Annotated in this window: 21 protein-coding genes; 13 read left to right on the forward strand and 8 right to left on the reverse strand. The window is 76.3% G+C overall.

Annotated elements, in window-relative coordinates; genetic code table 11:
- Positions 1-138 precede the first annotated feature (138 nt).
- The 3 genes from ABZ570_RS22455 to ABZ570_RS22465 all read right to left on the reverse strand — a co-directional run bounded on the left by ABZ570_RS22455 (position 139) and on the right by ABZ570_RS22465 (position 3,167).
- Positions 139-1,758 carry a DNA polymerase Y family protein gene (locus ABZ570_RS22455; RefSeq protein WP_358066798.1) on the reverse strand — a complete coding sequence of 540 codons (1,620 nt, stop codon included), beginning with the start codon at positions 1,756-1,758 and terminating at the stop codon, positions 139-141.
- Positions 1,755-2,525 carry a hypothetical protein gene (locus ABZ570_RS22460; protein WP_358066801.1) on the reverse strand — a complete coding sequence of 257 codons (771 nt, stop codon included), beginning with the start codon at positions 2,523-2,525 and terminating at the stop codon, positions 1,755-1,757. The genes ABZ570_RS22455 and ABZ570_RS22460 overlap by 4 nt, the downstream gene beginning before the upstream one ends.
- A 138-nt stretch (positions 2,526-2,663) precedes the next feature.
- Positions 2,664-3,167, reverse strand: a complete 504-nt coding sequence (locus ABZ570_RS22465; protein WP_358066804.1) for an SAV_6107 family HEPN domain-containing protein — start codon at positions 3,165-3,167, stop codon at positions 2,664-2,666.
- Between the two features lie 546 nt (positions 3,168-3,713).
- Between ABZ570_RS22465 and ABZ570_RS22470 the strand changes: the two genes are divergently transcribed.
- From ABZ570_RS22470 to ABZ570_RS22480, 3 genes are read left to right on the forward strand one after another with little or no spacing between them, the layout of a single operon-like run.
- The gene (locus ABZ570_RS22470; RefSeq protein ID WP_358066807.1) at positions 3,714-5,111 is read left to right on the forward strand and encodes a ferredoxin reductase family protein; all 1,398 of its coding nucleotides are present in this window, start codon (positions 3,714-3,716) and stop codon (positions 5,109-5,111) included.
- Positions 5,112-5,131: 20 nt separating this feature from the next.
- Positions 5,132-5,647: an FMN-binding protein gene (locus ABZ570_RS22475; protein ID WP_358066810.1), complete on the forward strand. Its 516-nt coding sequence runs from the start codon at positions 5,132-5,134 to the stop codon at positions 5,645-5,647.
- Positions 5,648-5,661: 14 nt separating this feature from the next.
- Positions 5,662-6,459: an FAD:protein FMN transferase gene (locus ABZ570_RS22480; RefSeq protein ID WP_358066813.1), complete on the forward strand. Its 798-nt coding sequence runs from the start codon at positions 5,662-5,664 to the stop codon at positions 6,457-6,459.
- Between the two features lie 70 nt (positions 6,460-6,529).
- On the opposite strand, the gene ABZ570_RS22485 is transcribed toward ABZ570_RS22480, so the two are convergent.
- Together ABZ570_RS22485 and ABZ570_RS22490 are read right to left on the reverse strand one after the other, a co-directional pair.
- Positions 6,530-7,174 (reverse strand): lysophospholipid acyltransferase family protein, encoded by a 645-nt coding sequence (locus tag ABZ570_RS22485; protein WP_358066816.1) that lies wholly within the window; start codon positions 7,172-7,174, stop codon positions 6,530-6,532.
- A gap of 42 nt (positions 7,175-7,216) precedes the next feature.
- The gene (locus ABZ570_RS22490; RefSeq protein ID WP_358066819.1) at positions 7,217-7,819 is read right to left on the reverse strand and encodes a TetR/AcrR family transcriptional regulator; all 603 of its coding nucleotides are present in this window, start codon (positions 7,817-7,819) and stop codon (positions 7,217-7,219) included.
- Between the two features lie 118 nt (positions 7,820-7,937).
- Here ABZ570_RS22490 and ABZ570_RS22495 point away from each other — a divergent pair, with 118 nt between their 5' ends.
- The 6 genes from ABZ570_RS22495 (at position 7,938) to crtI (ending at position 13,489) form a co-directional block, all read left to right on the forward strand.
- Complete coding sequence (locus ABZ570_RS22495; protein ID WP_358066822.1) at positions 7,938-8,447, forward strand: YbaK/EbsC family protein; 510 nt, start codon at positions 7,938-7,940, stop codon at positions 8,445-8,447.
- Between the two features lie 70 nt (positions 8,448-8,517).
- Positions 8,518-9,249, forward strand: a complete 732-nt coding sequence (locus ABZ570_RS22500; protein ID WP_358066825.1) for a monooxygenase — start codon at positions 8,518-8,520, stop codon at positions 9,247-9,249.
- Positions 9,246-9,824 (forward strand): GNAT family N-acetyltransferase, encoded by a 579-nt coding sequence (locus ABZ570_RS22505; protein WP_358066828.1) that lies wholly within the window; start codon positions 9,246-9,248, stop codon positions 9,822-9,824. Before ABZ570_RS22500 ends, ABZ570_RS22505 begins: the two co-directional genes overlap by 4 nt.
- Positions 9,821-10,828, forward strand: a complete 1,008-nt coding sequence (locus ABZ570_RS22510; RefSeq protein ID WP_358066830.1) for a carotenoid biosynthesis protein — start codon at positions 9,821-9,823, stop codon at positions 10,826-10,828. The genes ABZ570_RS22505 and ABZ570_RS22510 overlap by 4 nt, the downstream gene beginning before the upstream one ends.
- A 34-nt stretch (positions 10,829-10,862) precedes the next feature.
- A complete protein-coding gene (locus tag ABZ570_RS22515; RefSeq protein ID WP_358066833.1) occupies positions 10,863-11,990 on the forward strand; it encodes a glycosyltransferase family A protein in 1,128 nt (375 codons plus the stop codon).
- Positions 11,991-12,001: 11 nt separating this feature from the next.
- A complete protein-coding gene (gene crtI, locus ABZ570_RS22520) occupies positions 12,002-13,489 on the forward strand; it encodes a phytoene desaturase family protein (RefSeq protein WP_358066835.1) in 1,488 nt (495 codons plus the stop codon).
- 104 nt (positions 13,490-13,593) lie between these two features.
- On the opposite strand, the gene ABZ570_RS22525 is transcribed toward crtI, so the two are convergent.
- The gene (locus ABZ570_RS22525; protein ID WP_358066838.1) at positions 13,594-14,283 is read right to left on the reverse strand and encodes a CDP-alcohol phosphatidyltransferase family protein; all 690 of its coding nucleotides are present in this window, start codon (positions 14,281-14,283) and stop codon (positions 13,594-13,596) included.
- Positions 14,284-14,328: 45 nt separating this feature from the next.
- A complete protein-coding gene (gene metF / locus ABZ570_RS22530; RefSeq protein ID WP_358066841.1) occupies positions 14,329-15,246 on the reverse strand; it encodes a methylenetetrahydrofolate reductase [NAD(P)H] in 918 nt (305 codons plus the stop codon).
- Positions 15,247-15,472: 226 nt separating this feature from the next.
- Between metF and ABZ570_RS22535 the strand changes: the two genes are divergently transcribed.
- Complete coding sequence (locus ABZ570_RS22535; RefSeq protein ID WP_358066844.1) at positions 15,473-16,915, forward strand: helix-turn-helix domain-containing protein; 1,443 nt, start codon at positions 15,473-15,475, stop codon at positions 16,913-16,915.
- 9 nt (positions 16,916-16,924) lie between these two features.
- Positions 16,925-18,007 (forward strand): polyprenyl synthetase family protein, encoded by a 1,083-nt coding sequence (locus ABZ570_RS22540; protein WP_358066847.1) that lies wholly within the window; start codon positions 16,925-16,927, stop codon positions 18,005-18,007.
- 149 nt (positions 18,008-18,156) lie between these two features.
- Here the strand turns inward: ABZ570_RS22540 and ABZ570_RS22545 are convergent, their stop codons facing one another.
- Positions 18,157-18,501, reverse strand: coding sequence for an Rv2175c family DNA-binding protein (locus ABZ570_RS22545; protein WP_358066864.1), 345 nt, complete (start codon positions 18,499-18,501; stop codon positions 18,157-18,159).
- 207 nt (positions 18,502-18,708) lie between these two features.
- On the opposite strand from ABZ570_RS22545, the gene pknB reads away from it, so the two are divergent.
- Together pknB and ABZ570_RS22555 are read left to right on the forward strand one after the other, a co-directional pair.
- Positions 18,709-20,694: a Stk1 family PASTA domain-containing Ser/Thr kinase gene (pknB, locus tag ABZ570_RS22550; protein ID WP_358066850.1), complete on the forward strand. Its 1,986-nt coding sequence runs from the start codon at positions 18,709-18,711 to the stop codon at positions 20,692-20,694.
- Complete coding sequence (locus ABZ570_RS22555) at positions 20,691-21,599, forward strand: deoxyribonuclease IV (RefSeq protein ID WP_358066852.1); 909 nt, start codon at positions 20,691-20,693, stop codon at positions 21,597-21,599. Before pknB ends, ABZ570_RS22555 begins: the two co-directional genes overlap by 4 nt.
- The last annotated feature ends 108 nt before the right edge of the window (positions 21,600-21,707 follow it).

Raw genomic sequence — 21,707 nt, forward strand, 5'->3', positions numbered from 1 at the left:
GTGGCCCGCCGAGGCCCGACCACCGGTGGTGGCGACGGTTGTGCTGATGAACGATATGACGGGGAGTCATAAATATGCCGCACAGGCATATCACTCACCGGAGCATCTGCCTCCGGCTCGGCGAACCGCTTGCTCCGCTCAGTCATAGATCGCCTCCACCAGCCACTGGCCGCCCTCGACCGCGAGCAGCAGCGCGGCACCGTCGGCCAGGCAGATCTGGAACCGGGCCCGGCGCCGGGCCTCGGCCGGCGCCCACCAGCGCTCGTCCACCGGCCACGGGCCGGCCCAGCCGGCGATCTCGGTCGACCGGCCGGTGCCGACGACCAGTCGCGCGGGCGCGGCGCTCACCGCCAGCCGGGCGCTGACCACCACCGGCTCGCCGGCGGCGTCGTGCACGGTGGCGAGGAGCGGGGTCGGCAGCACCACGGCCGGCGCGGGCGGCGGCAGCCGCCCCGGCCACGGCGGTAAGGCTCGGTCCGGCGGCCGGGCCGGCGACCCGGACGTCGAACGCTCCTGCCGCACCGTCGGCTCACCGGGGCGGGCGGGCAGCCGTTCGTCGCCCCACGGAACCAGGCGAACCTGGTCGGCCGGGGAACGCCCGCCGCCGAGCACGGCGGTGACCACCGCCTCGGGGCCGAGGATGCCCTGCACCCGGCTCAACGCGCGGTGCGCCCGTTCCCGCTCCGCACCGGTCTCCCCCCACAGCCCCGGTTGCAGGCCGGCCTGGGCGAGCACCCCGTCCGGCACCAGCCGCAGCCGGATGATCCCGGCGGTGGGGCGGGCCGGGCGGGCGCCGCCCCGGCCGGTGCTGCCGGAGAGCCAGCCGTCCAACTGCCAGCGGACCCGATCGGCGATGGCCGCGGCGGTGAGCAGGCCGTCGTGCCGCCAGACCCGGTGCAGCTCCTGGCCGTGCGCGGTGACCGCCTCGATGCCGAGCCGGGTGCAGGCCAGCCCGTACCCGGCCAGCCGCTCGTGCAGCTGCTCGGCCAGCGTCCGGGCGGCGAACGCCGCGGCGTCGACCCGGTCGATCGGCTCGTCGTACCCGGCGGTGACGGTCAGGTCGGCCGGGGGTTGCCGGACCGCGAGCGGCCGGTGGTCCCGGCCGGCGGCGAGCCGGTGGGCCAGCATCCCGTCGAAGCCGAACCGGGCCAGCACGTCGCCGGCGGGCAGCGCGGCGAAGTCGCCGAGGGTACGCACCCCGAGCCGGCGCAGCAGGTCGGCCAGGGCGGGCCGGCCGAGCGCCTCGACGGGCCGGGCGGCCAGGAACTCCGGGGTCCCGCCGGGCGGCACGATCCGCCCCTCCCGGGCGGCCAGCCCGGCGGCGAAGACCCCGTCGGCGATGCCGACCTGGCTCTCCACCGCACAGCTCTGGGCGACGTGCTCGACGATCCGCTCGGCCGCCGCCTCCTCCCCGCCGAGGTACCGGCTCGGCCCGCGGGCGGCCAGCGCGCAGGACCCGGGGCGGACCACCTCCACCCCGACGGCCACCTCCTCGACGGCGGCCACCACCGGCTCGAACGCCCGGGCGTCCCGGCCGGGATCGTGGTCGACGACCGTGAGCTGGGGGCAGCGCCCCTGCGCCTCCCGCTTGCGCAGCCCCCGGCGTACGCCCTCGGCGCGGGCCCGCTCGGAACAGGCGACCACCCGGTTGGCGTGCAGCACCGCCACCGGGCCGGTGGCGGGCACCCCGTCGACGATCTCAGCGGCGAGGACCGGCCAGTCCGGGCACCAGAGCAGCAGGGTCCGCGCCCCGGTCATGCCGGACCGACCGCGGTGCGGGACCGGGCAGCCGGGGCGGGCGGCGCCACCACGCGGAGCCGGGGCGAAGTGGTGCGGGCGGCGACGCGGGCCGCAGCCGCCCGGGGGATGACCTGGGTCAGCTCGTCGCCGGGCAGCCAGACCTTGATCTCCTTGGGGCGGGCGGCCGCGCCCCGCCCGCGCGCCGAGACCGTCACCTCCCGGCGGCGCAGCCGCCCCCGGCCCGGTCCGAGCCCCTCCCAGACCCCGCGAACCACCTGGAGCGTGACGTCCGCGCCGTCCCACCGGCCGTACGGGACGAGCACGCTGCCGCGCTGCCGGGCCCGGGCGGCCAGCCGGTTGGCGACGGAGGCGGAGACCGTGGCCGGCACGGCGGCGACCACCACGTCCACCCCGTCGATGAGCGCGGCGACGACGGTGGGCCACTCGGGCCCGGGATCGGGCACCAGGGCGAGCCGGTCCAGGGCGATCCCGGCCTCGGCCGCCGCGCCGGCTCCGAAGGTGGGCACGCCGACCACGGCGCACCACGAGCCGGCCCGGGACGCCTCGGCGAGCAGGGCGAGGATCAGCGAGGTTCCGCCGCTGCGCCGGGGCTGCCCGACGCCGACCGCGATGGTGCTGCCGCGCCGCAGCCCACGGTTGGGCAGCAGCCCGGTCAGCTCGGGCCGGACGGGCAGCACCCGGTGACCGCCCGCCGGATCGGGCGCGCTCGCCGGACGTACCAGCTCGGCCAGTGCGGCGGAACCGACCACCATGCGGCCCGCCATCGGACCTTCCCCCTGTCGTGTGTCGCCCACGGGTCCCGACCCCGTGGTGGTGCTGCTGGATCTCACTGCGGCGGGCACCGCCGGAGTCGGCACGGCGCGTCCGGCCACCCCCGTCGGTGGCCGGACGGCGTCGCCCGGTCAGGCGGCGGCTGCTCCGGGTCGCGGCGTGGCGTCAGACCCGCCGAGCCGGAGCGGCCGGAACAGACCGTCGAACGCCGGTTGGTGCGCCAGACCGAGGGCGGTCTCCACCACGGCCACGAACTGCTCGGCGGCGCGGAGCAGGTCGTCGGCCTCCCGGGCGGTGACCACCCGGGGGATGCCGGCCTCGGCGGCGGCCCGTCTGCTCGCCCCGGCGGCGAAGTAGTCGGCCCATTCGTGCAGCTCGGGGGCGACGGTGACGAGCAGGACCCAGACACTGGTGACCCGGCTCCGGCGGGTGGGTGCGGGCCGGGCGCGGGCGGCGAGCAGGGCGGCGGCAGCGCGCAGCGCCGCGAGGTGGGCGGCGGCGTACCGGAGACCGTCGGGGCGGGTCCGGCCCGCCTCGGCCAGCCCGTGACGGGCCACCGCGAGCAGCTGGGCGGGGGTGCGGTGCGGCAGCACGTGCGCGGGCACCGTCGGGGCCTGGGCCGGACTGGTCGGCATGGTCTCTCCTCCGCATGGGCCGGGGCGGGCGGGCCGCGCGACGGATCGGATCCGCCGGCAGGACGCCGGAGCGGTGGTGCGGAGGAAGACGCACCGGGTGGGGGCCGGCCGGGTGTGGACGCTTCCCCACACCACACCCGGCCGGCGTACCGGCGGGTCCGTCGCCCGCCGCCCGGGGGTCGTGGGCGGCGGGCGACGATCCTGCCTGACGGGCCCGGACTCGCGACTGTCCGGAGCCCGGTGCGGTCCGCGGAACCGCACCTCCCCGGGAGCCGGCGCCGCGAAACACCACTCCCGGACGTTGGAACGGGCGTACGACTGAATCGAACACTCGTTCTAACTGCCCTGACAGTACACCTCTCCTCCGACGAAAATGCAACGTGTGGCCCCGCCGCGTGCCGATCGCCGCCCGGCCCGGCGAGTCGGCGGCGACCCGCCGACGCCCGAAGGATTCTCAGGTGGTGCACAGCATCGGCAAAGGGAACGCCGAGCTGCCCGGCCCAGGGTTGGCACCATGAACGCCAGCCGTACCGAAACGACCGCCTGGTGACCGCCGCCGTCGCCGACCGGCGGCCCGTACGCCGCCTCCTGCCGTCGGCTCCCGCCTGGTGGGGCGACGCCGCCGGCACCGCCGCCGCGCTCAGCCTGCTGGTCGTCGCCGCCCTCTGGACCGCCGACCGCGGGGTGCAGGAACTGCTCGGCGGCCTCGCCACCGGCCTCACCTCGCTCGGCCGGCTCGCCGGCCTGGTCAGCGCCGACCTGATGCTCATCCAGGTGGTGCTGATGGCCCGGGTGCCGCTGATCGAGCGGCGCTTCGGCCAGGACCGGATCGCCCGCTGGCACCGACTCGCCGGCTTCACCTCCTTCCACCTGCTGCTCGCCCACGTGGCGCTGACCGCCCTCGGGTACGCCGGCACCGCCCGGCGGGGCGTGCTGGCCGAGACCTGGGACCTGGTCGTCACGTACCCCGGGATGCTGCTGGCCACCGCGGCGCTGGCCCTGCTGGTGCTGGTGGTGGCGACCTCGGTCCGGGCGGCCCGGCGCCGGCTGCGCTACGAGTCCTGGCACCTGCTGCACCTGTACGCGTACCTCGGTGTCGCGCTGGCGCTGCCGCACCAGCTCTGGGCCGGCGCAGACTTCGTCGGCTCGGCCGCCGCCCGCGCCTACTGGTGGACCGTCTACCTGCTGGCGCTGGCCAGCGTGCTGGTCTACCGGCTCGGGCTGCCCGCCTGGCGCTCGCTGCGGCACCGGATCGAGGTGGCCGCGGTGGTCCCCGAGGCGCCCGGGATCACCTCGGTCTGGCTGCGCGGGCGCGACCTGCACCGGCTGCCCGTCCGGGCCGGGCAGTTCCTCCTCTGGCGGTTCCTGGACGGCCCCGGCTGGTCCCGGGCGCACCCGTACTCGCTGTCGGCGCCGCCGAACGGGGACCTGATGCGGATCACCGTCAAGGACCTCGGCGACGGCAGCGCCCGGGTGGTGGCGCTCCGCCCCGGCACGAAGGTGCTGGTCGAGGGGCCGTACGGGCGGCTGACCGGGGAGCACTGGCGCGGCGGCGGGATCACCATGCTCGCCTGCGGGGTCGGCATCACCCCGCTGCTGGCGCTGCTCTGGGAGCTGCCGTACGCCCCCGGCGAGGCGGTGCTGCTCTACCGCGCGCGTACCCCCGCGGACCTGGCCTTCCGGGCGGAGCTGGACCAGCTCGCCGCCGAACGTGGGCTGGTGGTGCACCATCTGGTCGGCCCCCGGGCGGCACGCCCGAGCTGGCTGCCCGCGTACGCCGAGGGGATGTCCGACGCGGAGGCCCTGCGCCGGCTCTCCCCCGGCATCGCCGCACACGACGTCTTCCTCTGCGGACCGGACGGCTGGGTCGACGCCGCCCGCGCCGCGACCCGCGCGGCCGGCGTCCCCGACGCGCGCACCCACCACGAATGCTTCGCCTGGTGACAGGCACGAAAGGAGGATCCGTGCGACGGATCACCCTCTGGCTGCTCTCCACGGTGGCCGCGCTGGTGCTGCTGTTCAGCTACAAGACCAGCACCATGGGCCCGGGCGGGGACACCAGCGCGATCACCTCCGGCTCGGACGGCTCGGCGGGCAGTTCCTGGACCGCCACCGACGACGGCTCCGGCACCGGCTCCGGCTCGTCGGGCGGCTCGTCGGGCGGCTCGTCGAGCGGTTCCTCGGGGGGCTCGGCGAGTGGCAGCGGCACGGCCACCGGGTCGGTGGCGCAGACCCGGTGGGGGCCGGTGCAGGTGAAGATCACCGTCTCCGGCGGGAAGATCACCGACGTGATCGCGGTACGGGTGCCCGACGGCAACCGCCGCGACCAGGAGATCAACGACTACGCGGTACCGATCCTGCGGCAGGAGGCCCTCGCGGCGCAGAGCGCCCGGATCGACACCGTCTCCGGCGCGACCGTCACCAGCGACGGCTACCGCGAGTCCCTTCAGGCCGCCATCGACGCGGCGCATCTGAAATGAGCGGGGTGGCGACGATGAACCTGGCCGTGGAGCCGGACCGGCGGGCCTGGGTGATGCAGGTGATGGGGCTGCCGGTCAGCGTGCACCTGCGCGGCCCCGAGGTGCACACCGACGCGGTGGCGCAGCGGGTGGAGCGGGTCTTCGCCGAGTTGCGCGAGGCGGACGCGGTGTTCAGCACGTACCGGCCGGACAGCGTGCTGGGCCGGCTCGGCGGCGCGCTGCCCGACCCGGCCACCGCCGGGCCGGTGGTGCGCGAGGTGCTGGCGCTCTGCGAGCTGGCCCGCACCCGTACCGGCGGGTGGTTCGACGCCCGGCGGCTGCCGCTGCCCCGCGGCGGCGTCGGCTTCGACCCGTCCGGCCTGGTCAAGGGGTGGGCCGTGGAGCGGGCCGCCCGGCACCTCGCCGACGTGCCCGGCCACGACCTCTGCCTCAACGCCGGCGGGGACGTGCTGCTGCGCGCCGCGCCGGGCCGGCCGGCCTGGCGGGTCGGGGTCGAGGACCCCGACCACCCGGAGCGGATGCTCGACGTCGTCGAGCGAGCGCACGGCGCGGTCGCCACGTCGGGCACCGCACGGCGCGGCGCGCACATCGTGGACCCGCGCGACGGCCGGCCCACCGAGGCCGTCCGGTCGGTCACCGTGGTCGGCCCCGAACTGCTCTGGGCCGACGTGTACGCGACCGCGGCCGTCGCCCGCGGCGCGGACGCGCTCGACTGGCTGGCCACCCTGGACGGGTACGCGGCCCTGCTGGTGGACGCCACCGGGCGGGTCCGGGCCACCCCGAACTGGCCGACTCACACCTGCACCGGATAGTCGGGCAGGCCGACATCCGTGGCCAGTGTGTCGGCACCGCGGACCGCGCACGCGGATGAGCCCGGGCGGGTCACCCGACGGTGGTGGCGGAGAGCTCGTTGTAGCCCTCGGCCAGCTCCTGGCCGGACAGCTCGTGGATCGCCGCCATGATCTCGTCGGTGACCGCACGCCGGGCCTGACCGGCGCTGCCCGGCCGCGGCGTGAAGTGCAGCGGGGCGCCGAAGCGTACGGTGATCCGCCCGATCCGGGGCAGTCGGGCGCCGACGGGCTGGATCCGGTCGGTGCCGGCCACGGCGACCGGGACGACCGGCGCACCGGAGGCGAGCGCGAGCCACGCCACACCGGTACGCCCCCGGTAGAGCCGCCCATCCCGGGAACGGCTGCCCTCCGGGTGAATGCCGAACGCCCGCCCGGCGGCGAGGACGCCGAGCGCCACCTCCAGCGACTCCTGGGCGGCCCGGTGGCCACCCCGCGGCACCGGCACGGCGTCGATCCCGGTGAGGCAGGCCCGGGTCAGCCAGCCCCGGAACCCGGGCCGCCGGAAGTACTCGGCCTTGGCCAGGAAGGCCACCGGCCGGGGCGCCACCAGGGGGATCACGATGCTGTCGAGAAAGGAGAGGTGGTTGGCCGCCAGGATCACCGGCCCGTGTCGCGGCACGTTCCCGCGCCCCGCCACGACCGGCCGGTAGAGCAGCCGAACGAGCGGAGCGATCACTCGTCGTACGATCGCCTGCACCAGCACCGGCAGTCCTCGCTCTCAGTGGCGGACGGGCATCGCGGCGGGCCCGAGATGGGCGTCCAGCGCGGCGCGCAGCAACGGTTCGGCTTCGTCGACCCGGGTCACCAACTGCAGGCTGCCCCACAGTCGGAGCTGGGCCAGGCCGTGCAGGTTGGCCCAGAGGGCGCCGGCGATCACCGCGGCCGGCGGCCCGCCGGGCCGGGCGGGGCGGGCGCGGGCGACCAGGTCGACGAGGACCTCGAACAGCGGCACGCTGGCCTCCCGCAGGCCCATCTGGCTACCCCGCAACAGGTCGTGCCGGAACATCAACTCGAACATGCCCCGGTTTCCGTGGGCGAACTCCAGGTACCGCCGGCTCAGCGCGAGCAGCAGGTCGTACGGGTCCTGGTCACCGTCGGCGAGCAACTCGTCCATCTGCCGGCCGAGTTCCCGGTAGCCCTCCCGAGCGATGGCGACCAACAGCGCCTGATGCGTCGGGAAATGCCGACGAGGGGCCCCGTGCGACACCCCGGCCTGGCGGGCGATCTCCCGCAGGGAGAGCCCTGCCACCCCCCGCCGGGCCACCAGCTCGACGCCCGTCGCGACCAGGCGAGCCCGGAGCCCGCCGTTCGACTGATCCACAACGGCTGTCTACCAGAGACCCGTAGACAATGTCTACTGCACGAGGGGCGAAGCATCCGCCCTGCGTCCCGCCCGGGTGGGTGTGACGAGGAACGGGGCAGGAAGCAGAATGAGCGACATGCAGTCACAGCCAGACGTGCAGGCGGTACACCCGAACGTGCGGGCGGTGCAGCGCGCGCTCGACGACGCGGGCGCGCGGGACGGCTCCGGCGCGGCGAGCCAGGTCCGCCTGCTGCCCGAGGCGGTGCACACCGCCGCGGCGGCGGCCGAGGCGCTCGGCGTCGGCGTCGGCGCCATCGCCAACTCGCTCATCTTCGACGCGGACGACGCGCCGCTGCTCGTGCTCACCTCCGGCGCGCACCGGGTGGACACCGCCGGCCTGGCCGCGTCCATCGGGGTCACCCGGCTGCGCCGGGCCACCCCGGAGTTCGTCAAGCGGCACACCGGGCAGGTGATCGGCGGGGTCGCCCCGGTCGGCCACCCCCAGCCGCTGCGCACCCTGGTCGACACCGCCCTGGCGGCGTACGACGAGGTGTGGGCGGCCGGCGGCGTGCCCCGGGCCGTCTTCCCCAGCACCTACGCGGAGCTGCTGCGGATCACCGCCGGCACCCCCACAGCGGTGGCGTGAGCGAGCGGAGCGAGCGAACCGTCAAGCTCAGCACCACTCACGCCGCCGCGGAGCGAAGCGGAGCGGTGGTGTGAGCGTTCCCGGACTCGTCACGCTGCACGTGTGGCGGATCCCCCGCGCGGCGGTCCCCCGGGCGCTGGCCCGGATGGCGGCGCATCCCGCGCGGTTGCGCCGGACCCCCGGCGTACGGTTCGGCAAGCTGCTCGGCACCGGGACGGGCACCGGCTTCGGGCCCGGCGACGCCGACCTGACCCGGTGGGCCGCCCTGGTGGCGTGGGACTCCCCCGCCGCGGCGGCCGGCTTCGACGCCTCGCCGGTCGGCCGGTCCTGGGCCCGGATCGCCCGCTCCTCGGCCCGGCTGGAGCTGCGCCCACTGACCAGCCGGGGCGAGTGGTCCGGCCGGCGGCCGTTCGGCGAGCCGCCCGGCGGCCCGGTCACCGGCCCCGTGCTGGCGTTGACCCGGGCCCGGCTGCGGGCCCGCAGGGCGGTCACCTTCTGGCGGGCCGTCCCGCCGGTCGCCGCCGCCCTGCACGCCGCGCCCGGGCTGCTCGCCCGGTTCGGCGTCGGCGAGGCGCCGCTGGGCTGGCAGGGCACGGTGAGTGTGTGGCGCGACGCGGCGGACCTCGTCGCGTTCGCGTACCGTCACCCGGAGCACCGCGCCGCGATCACCCGCACCTCGACGGAGGGGTGGTACGCGGAGGAGCTGTTCGCGCGGTTCGCGGTGCGCGGCCTGGTCGGCGACCCCGCGGTGCTGGGATGGGCTGCCGAGGGCGACCCGGGATCGGCGAGAGGACACGCATGAGGCTGGTGCGGTGGACGCCGGACGATCTGGTCCGGCGGCTGGACGACGTAGTGGCCGTCTACGGCGAGGCGATGGGTTACCGCGCCGACCTGCTGGAGGCCCGGCGCGGCTACATCGCCACCCACGTCCGCCGCCCCGGCTTCCGCGCCGTGGCCAGCCTCACCAGCGAGGGGCACCTGGCCGGCTTCGGCTACGGCTACCTCGGCGCCGCGGGGCAGTGGTGGCACGACCAGGTGCACCGGGCGCTGGACACCGAGGCCCGGCGGCGCTGGCTGAACCACCCCTTCGAGGTGGTGGAGCTGCACGTCCGCCCGCCCGCGCAGGGGCACGGCCTGGGCGCCGGCCAGCTCCGCGCCCTGCTCACCATGGCGGAGGGGACCACCACGCTGCTCTCCACCCCGGAGGCCGACGAGCAGCGGTCCCGGGCCTGGCGGCTGTACCGCCGGTTCGGCTTCGTCGACATCCTGCGCGACTTCCACTTCCCCGGTGACGAGCGGCCGTTCGGGGTGCTCGGCCGGGACCTGCCACTGCCTCCACCGGGCCCGGCCACCGCCCCGGGTACGGCCACGCCGTGATCCGCGGCCGGCTGCCCTGGGCGCTGCTGGCCGGCCTGGTCCTCGCCCAGATCTGCTATCCGCTCACCACGGGCACCACCCGGGCCGGGCTGACCACGGCCACGGTCGTGCTCGGCTGTCTGCTCTCCGTGGGCCACGCGCTGGCCAGCCGGGGTACGCGTACCGCGCTCGCGCTGGTCGTGGTGGCCACCGGCGGCGGGTTCGCGGTCGAGGCGCTCGGGGTGGCCACCGGCTTCCCGTTCGGCGGCTACGACTACTCCGGCGAGCTGGGCCCGAAGCTGGCCGGGGTGCCGCTGGTCATCCCCCTCGCGTGGACCTGGATGGCCTGGCCGGCCTGGCTCACCGCGGTCCGGCTCACCGGCGCCGCCACCCCGGCCGGAGCACGACCGGCGACGGCTCCAGGTCGCGGCGCGGCGCCGGACCGGCCCGCATTCGGTCCGGAGCGCCGTCTAGCGGCGGGAAGGCCGAATTACGGCCGCCAGCCGAGCTGGAGTTGTCGGACGACGGCTCCAGCTCGCGGCGCGGCGCTAGACGCGCCGAGCTGGAGTTGTCGGAGCCGCGTCGGCCGGGTGGCGCTGGCCGCGGTCGGGCTGGTCACCTGGGACCTCTTCCTCGACCCGCAGATGGTGGCCGAGGGCTACTGGACGTGGCGGGACGCCACCCCGGCCCTGCCCGGGCTGCCCGGCGTGCCGGTCAGCAACTACCTCGGCTGGTTGCTCTTCACGGTGCTGCTGGCGGCGGCGCTGCGTCCGCTCGCCGGGCCGGCCGTCGACCGCACCGACCGGCGGGACGCGCCGATGTTCGCGCTCTACCTGTGGACGTACGCCGCCAGCCTGCTGGCGCACGCGGTCTTCCTCCGGCTGCCGGCCTCGGCGCTCTGGGGCGGGATCGGCATGGCGGTGACCGCCGTGCCGCTGGCGGTGGCGCTGCTGGGCGCCCGCCGCGGCGCCACCGCCCACCGGCAGCCGCACCCCGCGCCACCCCGCTCCGGTGCGGTGACATGAGCGAGCGAAGCGGCCAGCTCGGTGTGCCGGTGCCATGAGCGCCCTGGTCGCCCTGGTCGCCGCGGTTGCCGCGCTGACCGCGCACGCCCTCGTCAACGCCACCTGCTGGCTGCGCCGCCCCGCGGCCGGCCCGGTCGAGGTGGCCGAGGCGGTGGCCGTGCTGCTGCCGCTGCGCGACGAGGCCGACCGGGTCACGCCGTGCCTGCGCGCGCTGCTCGCCCAGCGCGGGGTGCCCGACCTGCGCATCGTGGTGCTCGACGACGGCTCGACCGACGGCACCGCCGACGTGGTCCGCGCGGTGGCCGGCGACGACCCCCGGGTCACCCTGCTCACCGGGGTCGCCCCGCCACCCGGCTGGCTGGGCAAGCCGCACGCCTGCTGGCAGCTCGCCACCCGGACCCACCCGGCCCCGACCGTGCTGGCCTTCGTCGACGCCGACGTGGTGCTCGCCCCGTACGCCGTCGCGGCGGCGGTGACCGAGCTGCGCGCCGCGAAGGCCGCGCTGCTGTCGCCGTACCCCCGGATCGTGGTGCGGACGGCGGCCGACCGGCTGGTGCAGCCGCTGCTGCAGTGGCTGTGGCTGACCTTCCTGCCGCTGCGCGCGATGGAGCGCTCGCCGCGGCCGTCGCTCGCCGCGGCGGGCGGCCAGTTCCTGGTCCTGGACCGGGCCGGCTACCTGCGGGCCGGCGGGCACGCGGCGGTGGCCGACAAGGTCCTGGAGGACGTCGAACTGGCCCGGGCGGTGAAGCGCGCCGGCGACCGGATCGCCCTGGCCGACGGCTCCCGGCTGGCCGCCTGCCGGATGTACGGGACCTGGCCGCAGCTGCGCGACGGCTACACCAAGTCGCTATGGGCCTCGTTCGGGCACCCGAGCGCCGCCGCCGTGGTGGTGGCCCTGCTGCTCGTGCTCTTCACCGCTCCCCCGCTGATCGCCCTGGGCGCCCTGGCGGCCGACTCGCCGGCGCCGGCCGGGCTCGCGTTCCTGGCCTATCTGCTGGGGGTGGCCGGGCGGGTGGTCAGCGCGCGGGCCACCGGCGGGCGGGCCTGGCCCGACGCGCTGACACACCCGGTGTCGGTCGTGGTCCTCGGTTGGCTGACATTCCGGTCGTACCATCTGCGGAAGCGACGCCGGCTCACCTGGCGGGGTCGCCCGGTCGGCTAGGGGGGCGCGGCATGGCGCGGATCGTGGTCATCGGCGCCGGGGTCGGCGGGCTGGCCGCCGCCGCCCGGCTGGCGGTCACCGGGCACGAGGTCACCGTCTTCGAGCGGGCCGACACGGTCGGCGGGAAGCTCGGCCGGTACGTCCACGACACCCCGGAGGGCGCGTACCGTTTCGACACCGGGCCGAGCCTGATCACCCTGCCGCAGGTCTTCCACGAGCTCTTCGAGGCCACCGGCGCGAAGCTCGACGAGTACCTCGACCTGGTGCCGCTGGACCCGATCGTCCGGCACGTCTTCCCCGGCGACGGCCCCACCCTCGACTCCTGCGCCGACCCGGCAGAGTTCGCCGCCCGGATCGGCGCGGCATTCGGCGACCGGTCCGCCGCCGACTGGCAGCGGCTCTGGCGGCGGGCCGGCCAGGTCTGGGCGGCCTCGCACCGGGACGTCCTGCGCCGCACCGTCGACTCGCCCCGGGACCTGGCCGCGCTGGCCTGGCGGCTCGGCGACCTCGCCGCCATCGCCCCCGGCCGCACCCTGCGCGGCCTGGGTCGCCGCCACCTGTCCGACCCGCGGCTGCGGATGCTGCTCGACCGGTACGCCACCTACACCGGCGCCGACCCGCGCCGCGCCCCGGCCGCGCTGGTCGCCGTCCCGTACGCCGAGCTGACGTACGGCGGCTGGTACCTGCGCGGCGGGCTGGCCACCCTCGCCGACGCGCTGCTGTCCCGCTGCCTCGACCTCGGCGTGGTGGTGCAGACCGGCACGACGGTCACCCGGATCGACGCCGCCGGCGGCCGGGTGCACGGGGTACGCCTCGCCGGGATGGCCGCCCCGGTCCCCGCCGACGTGGTGGTGGCCAACGTGGACGCGCTCACCCTCTACCGTGACCTGCTGCCCAGCCCGCGCCGACTGGCCGGACTCACCGACCGCAGCCTGGCCGGCTTCGTGCTGCTGCTCGGCGTACGCGGCGACTCCGGGCTGGCGCACCACACCGTCTTCTTCCCCGACGACCACGACGCCGAGTTCGACGCGGTCTTCGGCACCCCGGGGCGCGGGGTGCGAGCCCGGCCGGCGCCCGACCCGACGGTCTTCGTCACCGTGGCCGACGACCCGGCGGTCCGCCCGGACGGGCACGAGGCGTGGTTCGTGCTGGTCAACGCCGCCCGCCACGGCACCGCCGCGGGCGCGGTCGACTGGCGGCGGCCGGGGCTGGCCGAGGCGTACGCCGACCGGATCCTGGACGTGCTCGCCGAGCGGGGCGTGGACGTCCGGAACCGGCTGGTGTTCCGCGAGATCCGTACCCCGGCCGACCTGGACGCGGCGACCGGCACGCCCGGCGGGGCGATCTACGGCACGGCGGGCGGGCTGCTCCGCCCGGCCAACCGGGGCCCGGCACACGGGCTCTGGCTGGTCGGCGGCTCCAGCCACCCCGGGGGCGGCCTCCCCATGGTCACCCTCTCCGCGGAGATCGTCACCACCGCCATCGGCCCGGCCTGGTGAAAGGAAGGGCCCCCGCTTAACGCCTGTGGTCGAGAAGGGTTCCCTTCTCACCGCCACCGCCCGCCGAGGGCGGCGGCGGGCGGCGGCGGGCGGGCGGCGGCGGGTCAGCCGGCGTCGATGAGGGTGCGGCGGACGGTGGAGAGGAGCTGCCCGAGGCCGAAGCCGGCCAGCAGCACCCAGACCGCGGCGGCCATGGTGATGGTGCCGGCGGTCAGGTCGGCGTCGATCAGCCCGGTGAGCCCGGCGACCAGCAGCCCGACCAGGGCCACGCAGACTCGGGTGGGGCGCTCCCCCACGGTCACCGCGCCGATCTCACGCATTCCGGCGGCGACCGCCCGGGCCCGGACGTACTCGTGCAGCCAGGAGAGTCCGCCGGCCGCGGCGACCAGCGCGCCCGGCGCGCCGAGCAGCCAGAACGCGATCAGCCAGGCGACCTCGCCGAGCCGGTCGGCGATCGAGTCGTAGACGTAGCCGAGCCGGGTGGTGCGGTTGGTGACCACCGCCACCGCCCCGTCGACGCTGTCCGCCACCCCGGCGAGCAGCACGAACAGCGCGCCGAGGAACGGCCCGTCGGCCGGGCGTCCGACCAGCAGCGGTACGCAGACGCAGAGCAGCACCCCGAACACGGTCACCGGGGTCGGGCCGACCCGGAGCCGGCCCAGGACGTACCCCAGGTGGTAGGCGAAGCGCAGCCAGGCGCGGACCACCGGCGCGGCGGCCCGCGGATCGAACCCGCCGTGCAGCCGCGCCCACGCGGTCGCGTACTGGTCCCAGTTCAGCTGTGTGCCCACCACCGAATCAACCGTCGAAGGGCGGCCCGGGTGTCGCGGGCGAGGTGATCACACCCGCGCGCCGGCCCGCAGGTGCTGCCAGACCTCCCGGGTGGCGGTGGACCGGTTGAGGGTGATGAAGTGGATCCCCGGCACGCCCTCGTCCAGCAGCCGCGCGCACATCTCGCTGGCCTGCTCGATGCCGAGCCGGCGGACCGCCTCCGGGTCGTCGGCGACCCGGGCGAACCGCTCCGCCAGCGCGGGCGGGAACGGCGCGCCGGAGAGCTGCACCGACCGCTCGATGGTGCCCATCTGGGTCACCGGCATCACGCCGGCCAGGATGGGGGTGTCGCAGCCGGCGGCGGCCACCCGGTCCCGCAGCCGCAGGTAGTCGTCGGCGTCGAAGAACATCTGGGTGATGGCGAACGCGGCGCCCGCCCGGCACTTGCGGATGAAGTACGCCGTGTCGCTGGCCACGTCGGGCGAGCGCGGATGCTTGTACGGGAACGCGGCCACCCCGACGCTGAAGTCGCCGGCGTCGCGGATCAGCCGGACCAGTTCCTCGGCGTACCGCACGCCCTCCGGGTGCCGGACCCACTCGCCGCCCGGATCGCCCGGCGGGTCACCGCGCACGGCCAGCACGTTGCGGACCCCCACGGAGGCCAGCCGGCCGATGACGTGCCGCAGCTCGGCGACCGAGTGGTTGACCGCGGTCAGGTGCGCCATCGGCAGCAGGGTGGTCTCGGTGGCGATCCGCTCGGTCACCGCGACCGTGGTGTCCCGGGTCGAGCCGCCCGCACCGTAGGTGATCGAGACGAACGACGGGCGCAACGGCTCCAGCTCGCGGATGGCCTGCCAGAGCAGGCGCTCGCCCTGGGGCGTCTTGGGCGGGAAGAACTCGAACGAGAAGGTGGGCTGGCCGTCGCGGATCAGCTCCCCGATGGCCGGCTGCGGGTTGGGGAGGACCGAAGGAAGACCGAGCGCCACGGACCGACTGTAACCGGCACGTCCCGTCGTACCCAGGAACTTCCCAGCCCGCGAGCACGCGTGCCGCGGAAGCGTCGTACCCCGGGGGTAGAAACGGGGGCAGCGCGGTGAGGCCCGGCGGTGACCGGTCCGGGGGTCCGCGCGGGGGTCAGCACGATCGGCGCGTGCCGGTCCGGCAGTGCCGGGCGTCCGCGCCGACACCCCGCCGACACCCTCCGGAGGACCGATGACCCCGTTCCCGCCAGCCGAGCCGCGCCCGCTCGGGCCGCTCCTCGCCGAGCTGCGCTCCGCCCGCGGCTGGAGCCAGCAACGGGTCGCCGCCGAGCTCTGCGCCGCCTCCGGGGTGCCGACCCTGACCCGCCACGAGATCTCCCGGTGGGAGCGGCACCGTCGGCTCCCCGGCGACTTCTGGTCCGGCTGGCTCGCGGTGGTCCTCGGCGTGCCGGGTGAGCTGCTCGCCGAGGCCGCGGCGCAGAGCCGCCGGCTGGGCGTGGTGCCGGCCGTGGTCGATCGGGCCGGTTCCCGCTCGCGGGTGGCTCTGCTCGCCCTCGCGCACCGCTGGGCGGCCGACCCGTCCGGCGCGTCGATGGGCGGTCCGCTCACCGGCGGCGCCCTGGCCGCGCCGGGCTGGGCGGCACCCGAACTGCTCGCCGACAAGACCGCCGGGACCGCCCGGGACCGGCCGGACGGGGCCGCACGCGAACTGCTCGCCGACAAGACCGCCGGGGCCGCCCTGGCCGAGCTGCGGCGCTGGGACGACCTGCTGGGCGGGGCCGACCTGGCCGGGCACGGCACCCGCCGACTACGCCGGGCCGCCCGGGAGTTCGCCGTCACCGGGCCGGCCGGCCGCCGCCGGCTGCTGCCGGTGCTGGCCGAGTCGGCGCAGCTCGCCGGCTGGCTCGCCGGCGACGCCGGGGGTCTGGACGCCTACCGGCTGGCGCTGCGCGCGGCGGTGGCCGCCGCCGACCGGGGGCTCGCCGGGCACGTGCTCGGGTCGGCCAGCCATCTGCTGGCCGGCATCGGAGATCCGCTGGGCGCGCTGACGCTGGCCCGGATCGGCTACGCCGGCTGCCGCGACGCGGCCTCTCCCGGCCTGCGGGCGCTGCTGCTGCACCGGGTGGCGCTCGCCGCCGCGCTCGCCGGGCGGGCGCGCGCCGCCCGGCAGGCGCTGGCCGCCGCCGAGCGGGCCGGGGGGCCCGGCCCGGGCCGGGAGCCGCCCTGGCTGTACTGGCTCGACGAGGCCGAGCTGGCGGCGATGACCGGACGGACCCTGGTCGCGCTGGGCCGCCCCGGGCCCGCCGTGCCGCTGCTGGCCGGGGTGGTGCGCGGGCGGGGCGGCCCCCGCCGCGCCGCGGTCTACGGCGGCTGGCTGGCCCGGGCGCACCTGCAGCTCGGCGAGGTGGCGGGGGCCTGCGCGGTGGCCGGCGAGGCGCTGCTCGACGCCGTCCGGTCCGGCTCGCCCCGGGCGGTCGGCCAGCTCACCGAGGTACGCCGCCGACTGGCCACGCACCGCGACGAGCCGGCGGCCCGGCGGTACGCCGGCCTGCTCGCCGGGGCCCGCCCGTACCTGCCGCGCGGGGCGGCGGCCCGGCCCGTCGCGGCGGGATCCCGTCCCCGCGCGCCAAAACCCCGCCATGGCGGCACGACGCGGCCGGCAGGGACCGGCTAGCGTCGTGGCGTGACCCACGCTGCTCCCGTATCCCCTGTCGACCGCGCCGGCCTGCGTCAGCGGATCGACAAGGCCCTCACCGAGTTTCTCGCCGGCCAACGCGGCTGGCTGACCGCCATCGACGACGGCCTGGTGCCGGTCGCCGAGGCGATAGAGGCGTTCGTGCTGAGGGGCGGGAAGCGACTGCGCCCCGCCTTCGCGTACTGGGGTTACCGGGGCGCCGGCGGGGTCGACTCCGACCAGGTGGTCGCGGCCCTCGCCGCGCTGGAGTTCGTGCAGGCCAGCGCCCTGATGCACGACGACCTGATGGACCGCTCCGACACCCGGCGCGGCGAGCCGGCGGTGCACCGGCGCTTCGCGGCCCGGCACCGCGCGGCCGGCTGGGGCGGCGACCCGGACGGATTCGGCGACGCCGCGGCGATCCTCCTCGGTGACCTCTGTTTGGTCTGGTCGGACGAGCTGCTGCACTCCGCCGGCCTCGACCCCCGTACGGTGGCCCGAGCCCGTCCGGTCTTCGACGAGATGCGCACCGAGGTGACCATCGGGCAGTACCTGGACGTGCTGACCCAGGTGACCGGGGACACCTCCCGGGAGCGGGCCGGCAAGGTGGCCCGCTACAAGTCGGCGAAGTACACGGTCGAGCGGCCGCTGCTGCTGGGCGCCGCACTCGCCGACGCCCCGGCCGAGGTGCACGCGGCCTACTCGGCGTACGGGCTGCCGCTGGGCGAGGCGTTCCAGCTCCGCGACGACGTGCTGGGCGTCTTCGGGGATCCGGACCGCACCGGCAAGCCGGCCGGCGACGACCTGCGCGAGGGCAAGCGGACGTACCTGGTGGCGACGGCCCTGGAGGGGGCCGACGACGCCGGCCGGGAACTGCTGCTCGCCGGGCTCGGCGACCCTGGGCTGGACACGGACGGGGTGACCCGGCTGCGCGAGCTGATCACGGCCAGCGGGGCGCTGGAGCGTACCGAGCGGCGGATCGCGACGCTGACCGAGGGCGCGCTGGCCGCCCTCGCCACGGTCGACCTGGACACCGAGGCCCGCCAGGCCCTGGTCGACCTGGCCATCGCCGCCACCCGCCGCACCGACTGACCCACCCTGCCCCCTCCCCTCCCGGACCGGACCGGCCCAGCCCGGGCCGGGCCGGGCCGGGCCGGGCGATCATGAGGTTGGCGGCGAAGTCGATGTCCAGAACCGCCGCCAACCTCATGATCAACGAGGAGCCGGGTGGGTCGGAGTGGTCAGAAGCCGAGGGCCTGGGCGCGGCGTTTGACCTCGCGGGCCTGGTCACCGGCGAGGGCGGCGGCCGGGGTGCCGGGGAGGGTGGAGTCCTCCTCGTAGAGCCAGCGCAGCGCCTCCTCGTCGTCGTACCCGGCGTCGGCGAGCAGGTTGAGCACGCCGGGTAGGTGCTTGAGCACGGTGCGGTTGGCGACCAGGTCGGCCGGCACGCGGCGGACGCCGTCGCGGCGTACCGCGATCAGCTCGCGGTCCCGGATCATCTGGTGCACCTTGCTGATCGACAGGTCGAGGCGCTCGGCCACGTCCGGCAGGGTCAGCCAGCCGGCGGGGTCGGTCGGTCCGGGCAGGTCGGCGCCGGTGGCGGCCGCGTCGGCGGGTACGGAATCGGTCACCCGACCACCCTGCCACGCGCCCGTCCGTGCCGGGTACCGGCACCCCCGCCGGGCGTCCGGCGTGCGGCGACGCCCGCCCGGGAGCGCGACGGGACGAGCGTCCGACCCCGGCTGTAGCATCCTGTTCAACCTTCACCCTCCGGACACATAGACTGCCTGCCGATGGACACACAGGTCGCCGACACGTTGCTGGGCTCGCTGATCGACGGGCGCTACCGCATTCGCGGTCGCGTGGCGCGCGGCGGCATGGCGACCGTGTACACCGCCACCGACGAGCGCCTGGAGCGCACCGTGGCGGTCAAGATCATTCACCCGACCCAGGCACCCGAGGCACGGTCCCGGACGGCCGGCTTCGTGGAGCGGTTCACCGACGAGGCGAAGACGATCGCCCGGTTGACCCACCCCAACGTGGTGGCGGTCTACGACCAGGGCACCCACGCCGGCCTCCCCTACCTGGTGATGGAGTACGTCCGGGGCCGCACGCTGCGTGACGTCCTCGCCGAGCGGCGCCGACTCAACCCGGACGAGGCCCTCGCGATCGCCGAGCAGATGCTCGCCGCCATCGCCGCCGCCCACCGGGCCGGCCTGGTGCACCGCGACGTCAAGCCGGAGAACGTGCTGGTCGCCGAGGCGCCCACCGGCGGCACCTTCAACCTGGTGGACAGCGTGGTCAAGGTGGCCGACTTCGGGTTGGCCCGCGCGGTCGAGGCGAGCGCCGAGGAGGAGAACGGCAACCAGCTGATGGCCACCGTGGCCTACGTGGCTCCGGAGCTGGTCACCGAGGGGCGTGCGGACCCCCGCACCGACGTCTACTCCGCCGGCATCGTGCTGTTCGAGATGCTCACCGGCCGGGTCCCGTACGACGGCGACCGCCCGGTGGACGTCGCGTGGCAGCACGTCGACCGGGACGTGCCCGCCCCGTCGACCCTGGTCCCGAGCCTGCCGAAGGCCCTCGACGAACTGGTCGGCCGGGCCACCCGGCGGGACCCGGGCGCCCGGCCCGCCGACGCCGGTGCGCTGCTGGCCGAGGTGCAGGTGGCCCGGGACGACCTGGGCAACCCCAACTCGCACACCGCGGTGCTGCGGCGGGTGACCGACGAGACCGCACCGGTGGCCCAGCCCACCATGGTGGTGGCGGCGGTCCGCCCCGCCGAGCGCCCCGCCTGGGCCCGGCTGCCCGAGAGCGGCGGGCAGCGCCCGCACCGCCGCCCGGCCGTCCCCGAGGACGACGACCTGGGTGGCGGGCTGGCCGGGCTGCGCGCGCGGCTCATGGGTTCGCCACGCGGCCGGCTGGCGGTGGCGGCGGCGGTCGTGGTGCTCGGCCTGGTCGCGGCGGTCGGCGGCTGGTGGTTCGGGGTGGGCCGCTACACGGTCGCCCCGCAGCTGGTGAGCCTGACCAAGGCCGAGGCGGAGGCGCAGGCCGCCCGCGGCGGCTTCACCCTGGAGTACGCCGATCCCCGCTACGACGAGAAGGTGCCGAAGGACAGCGTGCTGGGGCAGAACCCGGCCTCCTCGGCCCGGGTCCTCAAGGGCGGCACGATCACCCTGACCCTGTCGCTCGGCCCGGAGCAGCTGCCCGTGCCCGACGTGGTGGGCAAGGAATTCGAGCTGGCGCAGGCCGAGCTGACCGACGCCAAGCTGGTGGTGGCGAAGGGCCCCGCCAAGTACGACGACGAACTGCCGGCCGGGGTGGTGCTGAGTACCAACCCGAAGCCGGGCACGGTGGTCAAGCCCGGCACGAAGGTGACGGTGGTGCTGAGCAAGGGCCGCGCCCCGGTCACCGTGCCGAACGTGGTGGGCAAGAACCTCGGCGAGGCGCGGGGCATCCTCACCCAGCTCGGGCTGACCCCGGTGGAGTCGTACAAGGACTCGGACAAGCCGAAGGACGAGGTCCTCGGTCAGAGCCCGGCCGACGGCACCGGCGTGGAGAAGGGCGCCCAGGTCAAGCTGGAGGTCAGCAAGGGGCCGCCGCAGGTGCCCGTTCCCCGGGTGATCGGCATGCCCTGCCAGGAGGCCAAGCAGGCGCTGGAGAGCCAGGGCTTCCCGACCACGATGCAGCTCAACCCGAACGGGGTGGTCCACTTCCAGAACCCGGGCGAGAACACTCCGGTGCCCCCGGGCACCCCGGTCACGGTGACCTGCCTGTGAGCCGCGAGGAGCGAGCCCCGCAGTCGCGAACAGAGGGCGACACCGCGAGCGGGCGGCGGCGGGTCGGTTCGCACACCCCCACCTCGGGCGGTCTGGCAAAGGCGGCGCTGCCGTACGTCGACGCGGCCGGCTCCGAGGTGGTGCAGGTCTACGTCTCCAACTCCCGGGGCTGGGCGCTACCGGCGGGCGACCCGAAGCAGGACGCGCTGTTCCGGGACGGCTGCGGCGAGCGGGGCCTGCCGGTCTTCATCCACGCCTCGCTGCTGGTGAACCTCGGCTCCCCCACCCCGGCCACGGTGGAGCGGTCGGCGCAGACCCTGGCGCACGCGCTGCGGCGGGGCCGGGCGATCGGCGCCGAGGCGGTGGTGTTCCACGCCGGCAGCGCGGTGGACGCGGGGCACGCCGAGACGGCCATGCGACAGGTCCGCGAGGCCCTGCTGCCGCTGCTGGACGAGGCGGCGGCGGCTGGCGGGCCGATGCTGCTGGTCGAACCGAGCGCCGGCGGTGGCCGGTCGCTGGCCTCCCGGGTGGAGCATCTGGGCCCGTACCTGGACGCGGTGGACCGTCACCCGATGATGGGGGTCTGCTTCGACACCTGCCATGCCTGGGCCGCCGGGCACGACCTGGCCGCCGAGGGCGGGATGACCGGCACGCTCGACGTTCTGGTCGCCACCGTGGGCGCCGATCGGTTGAAGCTGGTGCACGCGAACGACTCGAAGGACCTGTGCGGCTCCACGCGGGACCGGCACGAGAACATCGGCAAGGGCACCATCGGCGAGCCGGCGTTCGCCGAGCTGATGTGCCACCCGGCCACTGCGGGCGTCCCGATCCTGGTGGAGACCCCGACGGAGAAGCACGTCGGCCACGCCGCCGACATCGCCACCCTCAAGCGCCTCCACCCCTGACCCCGACCCCCGCCGGTCCGCCCGCCGGTCCGCGTTGATCAAGGAGTTTGCGTCGGGATCCGCGCCGCGGGCGGGCCCGGGCGCGGTCACCGGCGGAGCAGGGCGAAG

The organism is Micromonospora sp. NPDC007271 (assembly GCF_040634005.1).
Classification (GTDB): domain Bacteria; phylum Actinomycetota; class Actinomycetes; order Mycobacteriales; family Micromonosporaceae; genus Micromonospora.